General features: G+C 68.6%; 12 protein-coding genes and 1 riboswitch. Of the genes, 3 read left to right on the plus strand and 9 right to left on the minus strand.

What is annotated here, in order from left to right:
• Positions 1-234 precede the first annotated feature (234 nt).
• Together ACFW9O_RS16260 and ACFW9O_RS16265 are read right to left on the minus strand one after the other, a co-directional pair.
• Entirely contained in the window at positions 235-1,596 is a 1,362-nt protein-coding gene (locus ACFW9O_RS16260; RefSeq protein ID WP_351182064.1) for an NYN domain-containing protein, read from the minus strand.
• Positions 1,597-1,633: 37 nt separating this feature from the next.
• Positions 1,634-1,876, minus strand: a complete 243-nt coding sequence (locus tag ACFW9O_RS16265) for a hypothetical protein (protein WP_329211905.1) — start codon at positions 1,874-1,876, stop codon at positions 1,634-1,636.
• A gap of 161 nt (positions 1,877-2,037) precedes the next feature.
• Between ACFW9O_RS16265 and ACFW9O_RS16270 the strand changes: the two genes are divergently transcribed.
• Positions 2,038-2,790: a rhomboid family intramembrane serine protease gene (locus ACFW9O_RS16270; RefSeq protein WP_384609779.1), complete on the plus strand. Its 753-nt coding sequence runs from the start codon at positions 2,038-2,040 to the stop codon at positions 2,788-2,790.
• The gene (locus ACFW9O_RS16275; protein WP_123470113.1) at positions 2,787-3,068 is read left to right on the plus strand and encodes an Lrp/AsnC family transcriptional regulator; all 282 of its coding nucleotides are present in this window, start codon (positions 2,787-2,789) and stop codon (positions 3,066-3,068) included. Before ACFW9O_RS16270 ends, ACFW9O_RS16275 begins: the two co-directional genes overlap by 4 nt.
• An 81-nt stretch (positions 3,069-3,149) precedes the next feature.
• On the opposite strand, the gene ACFW9O_RS16280 is transcribed toward ACFW9O_RS16275, so the two are convergent.
• The 6 genes from ACFW9O_RS16280 to ACFW9O_RS16305 all read right to left on the minus strand — a co-directional run bounded on the left by ACFW9O_RS16280 (position 3,150) and on the right by ACFW9O_RS16305 (position 10,244).
• The gene (locus ACFW9O_RS16280) at positions 3,150-4,526 is read right to left on the minus strand and encodes an aminotransferase class V-fold PLP-dependent enzyme (RefSeq protein WP_351181047.1); all 1,377 of its coding nucleotides are present in this window, start codon (positions 4,524-4,526) and stop codon (positions 3,150-3,152) included.
• A 173-nt stretch (positions 4,527-4,699) separates the two neighbouring features.
• Positions 4,700-4,816, minus strand: a riboswitch (SAM riboswitch).
• An 84-nt stretch (positions 4,817-4,900) separates the two neighbouring features.
• Positions 4,901-5,965, minus strand: coding sequence for an anthranilate phosphoribosyltransferase (gene trpD, locus ACFW9O_RS16285; protein ID WP_384609783.1), 1,065 nt, complete (start codon positions 5,963-5,965; stop codon positions 4,901-4,903).
• Between the two features lie 122 nt (positions 5,966-6,087).
• On the minus strand, positions 6,088-7,713 hold the full coding sequence (locus tag ACFW9O_RS16290; RefSeq protein ID WP_351181041.1) for a ubiquinol-cytochrome c reductase cytochrome b subunit: 1,626 nt from the start codon (positions 7,711-7,713) through the stop codon (positions 6,088-6,090).
• Positions 7,710-8,762: a Rieske 2Fe-2S domain-containing protein gene (locus ACFW9O_RS16295; protein WP_351181038.1), complete on the minus strand. Its 1,053-nt coding sequence runs from the start codon at positions 8,760-8,762 to the stop codon at positions 7,710-7,712. The genes ACFW9O_RS16290 and ACFW9O_RS16295 overlap by 4 nt, the downstream gene beginning before the upstream one ends.
• The gene (locus ACFW9O_RS16300) at positions 8,759-9,568 is read right to left on the minus strand and encodes a c-type cytochrome (RefSeq protein ID WP_351181035.1); all 810 of its coding nucleotides are present in this window, start codon (positions 9,566-9,568) and stop codon (positions 8,759-8,761) included. Before ACFW9O_RS16300 ends, ACFW9O_RS16295 begins: the two co-directional genes overlap by 4 nt.
• Positions 9,569-9,623: 55 nt before the next feature.
• Positions 9,624-10,244, minus strand: coding sequence for a heme-copper oxidase subunit III (locus tag ACFW9O_RS16305; RefSeq protein ID WP_329211890.1), 621 nt, complete (start codon positions 10,242-10,244; stop codon positions 9,624-9,626).
• Positions 10,245-10,440: 196 nt separating this feature from the next.
• Here ACFW9O_RS16305 and ACFW9O_RS16310 point away from each other — a divergent pair, with 196 nt between their 5' ends.
• Entirely contained in the window at positions 10,441-10,842 is a 402-nt protein-coding gene (locus ACFW9O_RS16310) for a hypothetical protein (RefSeq protein WP_351181032.1), read from the plus strand.
• 62 nt (positions 10,843-10,904) lie between these two features.
• Here the strand turns inward: ACFW9O_RS16310 and ACFW9O_RS16315 are convergent, their stop codons facing one another.
• Positions 10,905-12,161 (minus strand): Ig-like domain-containing protein, encoded by a 1,257-nt coding sequence (locus ACFW9O_RS16315; protein WP_384609788.1) that lies wholly within the window; start codon positions 12,159-12,161, stop codon positions 10,905-10,907.
• Positions 12,162-12,240: the final 79 nt, after the last annotated feature.

Consider the following 12,240-nt stretch of genomic DNA (forward strand, 5'->3'; position numbering starts at 1 on the left):
GGCTCCGTGCACGTCACGGACTCGGCGGTTCCTTCGCTGTCACCCCTGGTGGGTGATCAACCGTGCGAAGGTTCGAGGCCTGACCCTAGTGACCATCCTGTGATCAGTTCAAATCCTCACAGGAAAAATCTCGTCACACCAGGCACTTCTTTACTTTCATCACACCGCGTGTAGTGGCGACTTGACGGTACGTTCCCAAAATTCCGACAAGCCGCACATGCCACACATGACGAACTAGACGCGTGAAAGGCGCTTCAGGAGCAATGCGGACGCGACGGGCCGAGCGCCCGCCTTCGCCACCCCGTCGGCCACTTCGCGGTCGGTGGACACCACCACGACGGGTCTGCCCGGCGGTTCCGCGCGGGCCAGCTGCCTGATCAGCTCGTCGGCCGTCACCCCCGCCTTGCTGAACAGCACACGCACCCCACGCGGCGGCGCGAGCAGGACGGGTGCGGCCAGTTCGGCCCCGTCGAAGACACAGGTCATCTCGGCGCCCGTCTGCGCGGCGAGGACCGAGAGGCCGCCCAGGAGCCGCAACCGCTGCTTCTCCAGCGGCATCTGCGGATAGCCGGTCTTCGTGACGTTGTAGCCGTCCACGATCAGATGCGCCTGCGGCAGCGCGAGCAGCTGGTCGAGCAGCGCCGGATCCGTCTCCGAAAGGGCCCTGGCCGCAATGTCCTTCGGTGACATGCGGCCCGGCTCCACCGCCTCGACACTGTCGGCCGGGCGGATCGAGGAGGGCGGCAGCGCGAGTTCACGGCGGAGCCCCTGAGCCGCGTCGAGCACGGTGTCCAGGAGCAGCCGCAGCCGCATGTCCTCGACGGAACGCCCTTCCCTGGCCGCCCTGCGGCTCGCCTCGACAGAGGTCTCCGCCTCGGCCAGGCGCGCCTTCAGGCGCCGGGACTCGCTCTCAGCAGCGGACACCTGGGCGGCCGCCTCGGCCCGCACGGTGTCCGTCTCGGCGCTGCCCCTGCGCAGGGCCGCCTCGCCGCGCTTCACCTCGCTCAGGGCGCTGCGCAGCTTGCGCTGCAGGGATTCCGCTTCCTTGCGGGCCGCGTCCAGTTCCGAACGCAGCCGCTCGGTCTCGCTCCTGGTGTGGCTGCGGGCGTGGGCGAGCTCCTCGCGCAGCCTCTCCAGCTCGCGCCGGGTCTCCTCGTCCACCCGCTCGGCGTCGGCTCGCTGGACCTCTTCGCCCGCCGCGGCCACCAGTTTGACCCAGCCGGCCGGCCGCAGCACGTACGCCGCCGCGGCCACATCGACCGGATCGGCGGCGGCGGGCGGCGCGCCGGACTCCAGCGCCGCGGCCAGCTCCGGCTGGCCCTGGCCGATCCGCTCACCGATGCGCCGGCGGAAGACCGGATCGCTCTCGAGGGCGGCCGCCATCGCGTTGCCCGCGAACTTGGCGCGCCTGGTCGGGGTGAAGCGGGCGTACTGCCTGAGCTGTGGGGGAAGTTCGCCGACGGTCAGGCCGCCGAAGGCGTCGGAGACGAGCGCCACGACCTTGCGGCGCACGCCTTCGGGCAGCGGACGGTCGAGCGACTCCGCGGCGCCGTCGGCCGCGTCGGCCGGTCCGGCGCCGCCTGTCGGCTGCTCCACCATCCATCACCCCAATATGTCTGTCCGCACAGCCCCGTCAGGAGTCGGCACCCGGTCGGTCGACCAGCTCGATCTGGTCCACCGCGTTGCACCAACGACAGCGCACGGACTCGATGGTCTCACTGACCACCTCCCGCTCCTCGACACTCGACTCCCCGGCCAGGTCGAGGTGGACGTACTCCACGACCTTGGAGGAGCGCGTCACATCGAAGCGGGTGAGGTTGCCGCAGAGCGTGCAGCGCCAGCGGGTCCCGTCGGTGGGCGTGGGAACCGTCGTCATCGTTGCGTCCTCTTTCGTCGAGTCTCGTACTGCCCAGGTCTTCGATCTCGCGGTGCGCCGTCGAACTGCGATGTCCTGCGGTAACCCTACGGCCTCGCGTTTACCCATCGGCACGGCGAGGCGATCTGTCACGTTCTCCGCCGGTGCGTCATGCTCTGTACGTGATCGATTGGCGGGATGCCGGGTGGCGGGAGCGGGCCAGAGAGTTCGGGGCCGCGGCCTCGGCGGGCGGCGCACCGGTCACCTACGGCCTCATCGCGGCCTGTTCCGCCGTGTTCCTGATCAGCCCGCTCTCCGGGTTCAATCCGGCCTACGGCACGGCGGACGCCCTGCTCGCCGCGCAGGCCGGGTACTTCGAGCGGTGGGGGGTGATCCCCAGCGAACTCCTGGACGGTTCCGCGCACGCCGCCCTCACCCCGCTGACCGCCCTCTTCGTGCACGGGAGCTGGCTGCACCTGCTGGGCAACATGCTGTTCCTGTACGTGTTCGGGGCGATGGCCGAGGAGCGCATGGGCCGGGCCGAGTTCGTCTTCTTCTATGTCTGCTGCGGCTATCTGGCCCTGGTCGTCTACGCGGTCGCGCACTCCGGCTCCGACCAGACCCTGGTGGGCGCGTCGGGGGCGATCTCGGCGGTGCTCGGCGCGTTCCTCTACCTCTTCCCCCGGGCCCGGGTCACCAGTCTCTTCCCGTTCCTCTTCTTCCTGCCGCTGCGCTTCCCCGCCTGGATCGTGCTCGTCTTCTGGTTCGCGCTGCAGTGGCTGGCCGCGCAGGGCGCGGGCAGCGGCCCCGGCGTCGCCTACCTCGCCCATGTCGCGGGCTTCGCGGCCGGGTTCCTCTACGCCTGGGGGCGCTACCGGGGTGGGGCTAGAGTGAAGTCTCCAGCCACGGCCACCGAGGGAGAAAGCCAGCCGTGATCACCGCGATCGTGCTCATCAAAACCAGCGTGGACCGGATCCCCGAGATCGCCGAGGCCGTCGCCGCGCTGGACAGCGTCAGCGAAGTCTTCTCGGTCACCGGTACGTACGACCTGATCGCCATGGTCCGGGTGGCCAAGCACGACGATCTGGCGGATGTCATTCCCGGCCGGATCAGCAAGATCCCCGGCGTCGAGGGCACCGACACGCACGTGGCGTTCCGCACGTACTCGCAGCACGACCTCGAGGCGGCCTTCGCCATCGGTCTCGACGCGTAGGACGACCGGACACGGCGTACGGCTTCGGCCGGGGACGGGGCCATCGCCTCCCGTCCCCGGCCGAAGCCGTACCCGGCCGGGTCAGACCTGCGCAGCGCCCCTGTCCGGGACGCAGCGCCCGTCCTCGGTGCGGTAGGTCCACCGGGCACCCGCGCCCACCAGCTCCCGGACCGCGCCCAGGAACCGCTCGATGTGCTCGTCCGGCGTACCGGCCCCGAAGCTCACCCGGATGGCGTTGAGGGACCGCTCGCCCGGCTCGGCCTCCGGGGCGCCGCACTCGCCCGGGTCCTGCGGCTCGCTGCCCAGCAGGGTCCGTACGAGCGGGTGGGCGCAGAACAGGCCGTCGCGGACCCCGATGCCGTACTCCGCGGAGAGCGCCGCGGCGAAGTGCGAGCTGTTCCAGCCCTCGACCACGAAGGAGATGACGCCGACCCTCGGGGCGTCGTCGCCGAACAGGGAGAGCACCTTGACCGCGGGGACCTCGGCCAGGCCTTCACGGACCCGGGTGACGAGCTGCTGCTCACGCGCGACGAGCTGGTCGAACCCGGCCTCGGTCAGGGCCTTGCAGGCAGCGGCGATGGAGTAGACGCCGATCACGTTGGGCGATCCGGCCTCGTGCCGGGCGGCCGTGGTGTGCCACTCCACGTCGACGCCGCCGTCGGCGCGCCGGGCGACCTTCCGGGAGGCGCCGCCGCCCGCGAGGTACGGCTCCGCGTCCCGCAGCCAGTCGGCCCGGCCCGCGAGGACGCCCGAGCCGAACGGCGCGTACAGCTTGTGCCCGGAGAAGGCGACCCAGTCGACGTCCAGTTCCGCGATGTCCACGGGGTGATGGGGTGCCAGCTGTGCGGCGTCGAGGACGATCCGGGCACCGTGCGCGTGGGCGGCGGCGGCCAGTTCCTGCACCGGCCACAGTTCACCGGTGACGTTCGACGCGCCCGTCACACAGACCAGCGCGGGGCCGTAGGGGTCGCGGCCGGCCAGCGCGCGCTCCAGCGTCACGACGGCCTCGGCCGGGGTACGGGGGGCGTCGAGGTAGGTCACGCGGGCGTCGCGCCAGGGCAGCAGCGAGGCGTGGTGCTCGGTCTCGAACACGAACACCTGGCAGTCCGCGGGGAGTGCGGCGGCCAGCAGGTTGAGGGAGTCCGTCGTCGAGCGGGTGAAGACCACCTGGTCCTCGGCACGGCAGCCGAGGAACTCCGCGACGGTGACGCGGCTGCTCTCGAAGAGGTCCGTGGAGAGCTGCGAGAGGTAGCCGGCGCCGCGGTGCACGCTGCCGTAGTACGGGGCGTAGGCGGCCACGTCGTCCCACACGCGCTGCAGGGCCGGGGCGCTCGCCGCGTAGTCGAGGGCGGCATAGGTGACTTCGCCGCCCGTAACCAGAGGAACAGTGACATCGGCTCCCAGAACCGGCAGCGGGGCACAAATGGTCTGGTCGGCGGCAGCGGTGGAGACAGACATGGCGAACTCCCGTAACAGGCAGGCGAAATCCCGACGCCGGCAGATACGCGGCAGCGCGGGAAAAGAAGAAGAGGGTGCGCGGAAGAGGGCGTTGAGCCCTATCGCATTCGCTTGCTCACAAGAGGCTCCCTGGGGACCAGGACCCCGGGGGTTGGCATTCACAGATGCCTAGGGGCCCGCGCTTGCCACAGACCTCGCTGCCTGCGGCCTGGTCTTCACCCGGGGCACCCCGCCACGGACGGAGGGTTGCCGGACAGCGAGCCGGGGCTTATTCGCTGTCACTCATGACCTGCGCAGCATCTTGCCATACCTGACCACATGCGCAAGGGCGCAGTCCGCGATCCGGACTGCGCCCCGTTCCACACGGCCCTGCCTCAGGCGTTGCTGGCGGCCACCCAGCGCTCCAGCGCCCGCTTGGCGGCACCCGAGTCGATCGATTCCGCGGCCTTCGCGATCCCGGCCGCGATCTGCTCGTTCAGCGTGCCCTCGCCCGGGTGGAGCGCGACCAGCGCGGCAGCGGAGTTGAGGAGCACCGCGTCGCGTACGGGGCCTGTCTCCCCGTCCAGCATCCGCCGGGCGACGTCCGCGTTGTACGAGGCGTCGGCGCCGCGCAGCGCCGAGACCGGCACCAGGTCCAGGCCGACGTCCCGCGGGTCGAACGCCTCTTCGCGCACGGCGCCGTCCCGGACGATCCAGACCCGGGAGGTCGCCGTGGTGGTCAGCTCGTCGAGGCCGTCGTCGCCCCGGAAGACCAGCGCCGAACTCCCCCGGTCGGCGAGCACGCCCGCGACGATCGGCGCCATCTTGAGGTCGGCGACGCCGACGGCCTGGGAGCGGACCCGGGCCGGATTGGTGAGCGGGCCCAGGATGTTGAAGGTGGTCGGCGTGCCGAGCTCCTTGCGGGCCCTCGCCGCGTGCCGCAGGGCGGGGTGGAACTTCACCGCGAAGCAGAAGGTGATGCCCGCTTCCTCGGCGACCCGGACGACGCCCTGCGGGGTCAGCTCGAGGTTGACGCCGAGCTTCTCGAGCACGTCGGAGGCCCCGCTCGCCGAGGAGGAGGCGCGGTTGCCGTGCTTGACGACCTTGGCGCCGGTCCCGGCGACGACGATCGCCGACATGGTGGAGATGTTGACCGTCTTGGCCAGGTCGCCGCCGGTGCCCACGATGTCGACCGTGCGGCCGGGCACCTGGATCGTGTGGGCGTGCTCGTACATGGTGCGTACGAGTCCGGTGACCTCGTCGACGGTCTCGCCCTTGGCACGCAGCGCGATCACGAAGCCGGCGATCTGCACGTCGGTGGCCTCGCCGCTCATGATGCGGTCCATCGCCCAGGCGGTGTCCTCGGCCGTCAGGCTCTCGCCGCGCAGGAGGGGCATCAGCACGCCGGGCCAGGAACGGTCCGCCACGCTGTCGCCGCCGTCCGGGGTCACAACGTTCATGGTCCGCTCCTGGGGTCCACAGCCGATAGAAGAATCCCCCCACCCTATCCAGCCCCGGAGACAGCGAAGAGCCCCGTCCATCGAATGGACGGGGCTCCTGCTGTGGCGATCAGCTCAGGTGATCAGTGGTGGCCGTGGCCGCTGGTGATCTCCTTGTACTCCTCGGCGGAGGGCTTGGCGATCTGGCTCTGCTCGCCGTAGTAGCTCTTGCTGAGCTTGGCCCGCAGCTTCTGCAGCGCCGAAGGCTTGCGCTCGACACCGTTCTCGTCGACCGTCGGGCCGATCTCGATCGGCTTGTACTGCTCGTGCGCGGTGAGCGTGTGCAGCTGGCCCTGGCTGAGCGGCTCGTGGATCTCGACGAACTCACCGTGCGGCAGGCGCTTGATGGTGCCGGACTCGCGTCCGTGCAGCACCTTGTCCCTGTCGCGGCGCTGGAGGCCGAGGCAGATCCGCTTCGTCACGATGAACGCGATGACCGGGCCCACGAAGATGAAGATCCGGACGAACCACGAGATGGCGTTCAGCGACAGGTGGAAGTGCGTGGCCCACAGGTCGTTTCCACCACCGATGAAGACGATGACGTACTCGGTGATCCATGCGACACCGAAGGCCGTACGGGTCGGGGCGTTGCGCGGACGGTCCAGGATGTGGTGCTCGCGCTTGTCCCCGGTGACCCAGGACTCGATGAAGGGGTAGACCGCGATCGCCGCCAGCACGAGGCCGAAGGCCGTCAGCGGGATGAACACACCCAGGACGAGCGTGTGGCCCCACAGGTTGATCTCCCAGCCCGGCATCACTCGGATCAGACCCTCGGCGAAGCCCATGTACCAGTCGGGCTGGGCGCCGGTGGACACCTGGTCCGGGCGGTACGGGCCGAGGGCCCAGATCGGGTTGATCGAGGCGATGCCCGCGATGACGGTGATGACACCGAAGACGAGGAAGAAGAACCCTCCGGCCTTCGCCATGTACACCGGCAGCAGGGGCATGCCGACGACGTTCTTGTTGGTCTTGCCGGGACCCGCGAACTGCGTGTGCTTGTGGTAGAAGACCAGGATCAGGTGGGCCACGACCAGACCGAGCATGATGCCCGGCAGCAGCAGGATGTGGATCGAGTAGAACCGGGCCACGAAGTCGCCGCCGGGGAACTCCCCGCCGAACAGGAACATCGAGAGGTACGTACCGACGATCGGCGTCGCCAGGATGGCGCCCTGGGTGAAGCGGACACCCGTACCGGAGAGCAGGTCGTCCGGGAGCGAGTAGCCGGTGAACCCGGTGAACATGCCCAGGACGAACAGCAGGAAGCCGAACATCCAGTTGATCTCACGGGGCTTGCGGAACGCACCCGTGAAGAAGACGCGCATCATGTGCACGAACATGCCGGCCAGGAAGATCAGCGCGGCCCAGTGGTGGATCTGCCGAACGAGCAGACCACCGCGGACGTCGAAGCTGATGTCCAGCGTCGAGGCGTAGGCCTCGGACATCCGGATGCCCTGCATCGGCTCGTACGAGCCGTGGTACACGACCTCGTTCATGCTCGGGTGGAAGAACAGCGTCAGGTACACACCCGTGAGGATGATGATGATGAAGCTGTAGAGGCAGATCTCACCGAGCATGAAGGACCAGTGGTCCGGGAAGATCTTGCGCATGTTGGCCTTGGCCAGGCCGTAGATGCCCAGCCGGCCGTCTGCCCAGTCGGCTACCCGCTCACCGGCGGGCGCCTTGCGCTTTGAATCCGTCGCAGTACTCATCCGCGCTCCCAGAAGGCAGGACCGACGGGCTCTTCGAAGTCGCCGAGCGCCTCGAGGTTGCCCTCGCTGTTCACACCGATCCGCAGCTGCGGGAGGGCGTGACCGGCCGGACCGAAGATGACGCGGGCGCCGTCGGAGAGGTCGAAGGTGGACTGGTGGCACGGGCAGAGCACGTGGTGCGTCTGCTGCTCGTACAGGCTGATCGGGCAGCCGACGTGGGTACAGATCTTGGAGAAGGCCACGATTCCCTCGTGGGCCCACTCACGCTCACGCTTGTCCTTGATGTTGTCCGGCTCGATGCGGATGATCATCAGGGCAGCCTTGGCGATCTGCGTCTGGAAGTCGTGCGCGTCCTCCTCCAGGCCCTCGGGCATGGCGAAGGTCAGCGAACCGACGACGACGTCCTCGGGACGAAGCGGCTCCATCGTGTTCATGTTGATGAGCTGCTTGCCCTTGGCCCACAGGGTCACGCGGAGCTTCTTCTCCGGCAGCGGGCCGAGGTCGCGCAGCAGCATGATGCCGGAGAGCGGCACCAGGGCCAGCGCGCCGAACATGGTGTTGCGGATCAGCTTGCGCCGCCCGATCGCCGACTCCTCGGCGCCGTCCGCGAAGTCGGCGAGAACCTTCGCCTTGACCTCGGGCTCGGCCTCGATGGCGTGCCGGTCGTCGGCGACCTCCACGTCGGACATCAGGGTGCGCGCCCAGTGGACGGCCCCCGCTCCGATGCAGAAGAGCGCCACGCCCAGGGTCAGGCCCAGGGAGAAGTTGAGCGAACTCACGTGCCCGAACGGCCAGATGTAGACGATCTGGTCGACCGGGAAGATGACGTAGGAGGCGATGAACGCCACCGTCGCCAGCATGGACAGCGTGAACATGAAGGCGACGGCTCGCTCGGAGCGGCGCGCGGCACGTTCGTCGATGTCCTGGATGCGCGGCCGGTGGGCCGGCAGCCCGGGGTCGGCGAACGGATCGCCGGCACCCTCTACCGCGCCGTGCGCGGTGTCCTGCTCTGCGGGCAGGACCTCTTCTGGAATCTCTTGGCTACTCATGACTTCTTGGCCTTAGCGGTGTGGGCCGCGACCCAAACGGCAATTGCGACGAGGGCGCCGAGCCCGAAGACCCACGCGAACAGACCTTCGCTGACCGGTCCGAGACCACCGAGGCTGAGGCCACCGGGGGTTTCGGCGTCGTCACCGTTGACGGTCTTGATGTACGCGATGATGTCCTTCTTCTCCTGCTCCGGCATGGTGCTGTCGGGGAAGGACGGCATGCTCTGCGGGCCGGTCTGCATGGCCTGGTAGATGTGCTTCGGGCTCACGCCTTCGAGGTTCGGGGCGTACTTGCCGTGTGTCAGCGCGCCGCCCTCACCTGTGAAGTTGTGGCACTGCGCGCAGTTCGTACGGAACAGGTCGCCGCCCCTGGCCACGTCGGCACCCGCGGGGTCGACCTGGCTGTCGGTCGGCGTGATCGGACCGGCGCCCAGGGACGCGACGTACGCCGCGAGCTGGTCGATCTCGGCCTGGGAGTAGATGACCGGCTTCTTCGGTACCTGGGCACCCGGCTGCTGAGCCGGCATACGTCCGGTACCGACCTGGAAGTCGACGGCGGCGGAGCCGACGCCCACGAGGGACGGCCCGTCGGTGGTGCCCTGACCGCCGGTTCCGTGGCAGCTGGCGCAGCCTACGGAGTAGAGCTTCTTGCCCTCGTCGATGGCGAGGGACTGGGCGGTTTCGTCGGCCTGCGCCTTACCCGCAGGCGCAAACGCGGCGTACAGCCCCCCGGTAGCCGCCAGCGCGAGGAGTAGTACGACGACCGCCGCCAGCGGATGGCGTCGTCGTGCGGAGAGCTTTTTCACGGATTACCCCGGTGTCAGGATCTTCTGCGTCGATGGTGGGTGGGTGCGAGCCCGGTTACTTGATCATGTAGATCGTGGCGAACAGGCCGATCCAGACGACATCGACGAAGTGCCAGTAGTAGGACACGACGATGGCGGCGGTGGCCTGTTCATGGGTGAATCTCGAGGCCGCGTATGTCCTGCCCAGTACGAGCAGGAAGGCGATGAGACCGCCTGTCACATGCAGACCGTGGAAGCCGGTCGTCAGGTAGAACACCGAGCCGTACGGGTCGGAGGACAGGGAGAGACCCGCCTCCTTGACCAGCTCGGTGTACTCGAGAACCTGGCCTCCGATGAAGATCGCACCCATCACGAACGTGATGATGAACCAGGTGCGGAGCTTCTTCACATCGCCCCGCTCCGCGGCGAATACGCCGAGCTGGCAGGTGAGAGAGGAAAGCACCAGGATCGTGGTGTTCGTCGCCGAGAACGGGAAGTTCAGATGGTGGGCCATCTCCTTCCAGTGAGCGGGTCCCATCACCGATCGCAGGGTGAAGTACATCGCGAAGAGGGCCGCGAAGAACATCAGCTCGGAACTCAACCAGATGATGGTTCCGACGCTGGTGAGGTTCGGCCGATTGACCGACGGGTGCGCGTGCCCGGTTTCTACTGTCGTTGCTGTCGCCACGACCGACATTATGTCGGTCGCTTATCCCGCCCTCACTCCGGGGGGTGCCGTTCGGTGTGTCAGTGACGTGTGTCCTCACCGAACGGCCCAGCGAAACGCTGTCGTCAACGGTGCTGACAGGCTGTTCGCCGGAGTACGATCCGCCCAACGGTTCATGCCCCGAGAGCTCAGAGCGCCCCGAAGACACGGATGTCACGGAGGAACAATGCAGCCGACCGCCACGGTCCTGGTCTACAGCGACGACGCCAACACCCGTGAGCAGGTGAGGCTGGCCGCGGGCCGCAGGCCTGCTGCCGACGTGCCACAGGTGGAGTTCCTGGAGTGCGCGACCCTCCCGGCCGTCCTGAGCGCGCTGGACGGTGGCGGTGTCGATGTCTGCGTGCTGGACGGCGAGACGGCTCCGGCGGGCGGTATGGGCGTCTGCCGTCAGATCAAGGACGAGATCTTCGACTGCCCGCCGGTGCTCCTGCTGATCGGGCGCCCCCAGGACGCCTGGCTGGCCACGTGGAGCCGTGCCGACTCCGCGGTGACGCATCCGGTCGACCCGGTCGACTTCGCGGACGCCCTGGCCGCCCTGCTGCGCCAGAGGCTGTCCGTGGAGGCCTGAGACGGAGGGGCCCCGAACCCCTCCGCGGTGTCCTTCGAGGGCGTGGCGCACTCCCGGCCGGGTCAGACCCGAGGGCGCAGCCGCGCCGCCTCGACGTCGGTGCCCGAGTCCGGTGTGCCGCCCCCGTGCAGGGCGCTGCCCTTCCGCCAGGCGTCCCAGTCCAGGTTCCAGTCGCCGAAGCCGTTGTCGAACGGCGTCATCGTCTCGCCGTCGCTCCCGACAACCTTGACGATGTCGCCCTCACGTACGGTCTCGAAGAACCATTGGGCGTTGGCGGTGCTCATCCCCGTGCAGCCGTGGCTGACGTTGGCGCTGCCCTGTGAACCGGTCGACCAGGGCGCCGCGTGGACGTACTCACCGCTCCAGGTGACGCGGGTCGCCCAGTAGACGGGCAGGTCGTACGACTCCGAGGAGCCGGCGGCGATGCCGATGCTCTCTCCGCGCATGCGTACGAACTGCTCCTTGGCCAGCACCACCTTGACGCCGTTGCGCGTGTCGAAGCCGGGTTTCCCCGTGGTGACCGGCAGAGTGTTGATCACCTCACCGTTGCGCAGCACGGTCATGGAGTGGTCGGAGGCGTCGGTGATCGCTTCTATGCGGTCGCCGGTGGTGAGCTTCAGGGGTTTCGCGGCGGCCCCGTAGAGGGCGTTGGTGACCTTTATGCCCTTGAGGTTGCTGCGGACGTCGATGGTGGCGTCGGCGGGCCAGTACTCCTTGGGCCGGTAGTGCAGGGTCTTGGCGTCGACCCAGTACCAGGAGCCCGTGACGGCGGGGGTGGAGCGGACCTGCAGCCCGCGTTCCACGGTGGCCCTGGAGGCCTTATCGGTGACCGGAGCGCTGAGTTCCGCTGTGAGGGGCTGTCCGACGCCGTAGGTGCCCGCCTGCGGGCCGAAGGTGACCTTGAGGAACTTCTTGGCCGAGGTCGTCCCGAAGGCGTAGGTGCGGCTGCCGGGAGCTCCGTCGCTGTTCTCGGTGGAGACCTTCACGGTGTACCGGGTACCGGCGGCGAGTGAGGTGGTGGAGTGCCACCGCCGTCCGTCGGCGGCGAGTTCGCCCGCCAGATGGCGGCCCTGCGTGTCGACGGCCGTCACATCGGTGATGCGTACGTCGTCATCCTTGACGGTGACTTCGAGGGGCTTGTCGGGGTCGGCCTTCTCGCCCTTGGAGGGGCCGTTGAAGGAGACCAGGTCGGCCGCGTCGTACGGCTTCAGCGACAACGGATGGCCATCGGGTTCGCCACAGGCGGTCGCACCTGCAACCAGGGTCACGACCAGCAGAGTGCAGCTCACTACGGTGCGGATGCGCGGCGTGTGGTTCATGAACCCACGCTAAGAAGATTCATCCGATCCAGCGCGTTCAGTGACTGCAAACGGGGGCCCGCCCCGCTCATCACTGAGC

It is taken from the genome of Streptomyces sp. NPDC059499, from assembly GCF_042749285.1.
Lineage (GTDB): Bacteria > Actinomycetota > Actinomycetes > Streptomycetales > Streptomycetaceae > Streptomyces.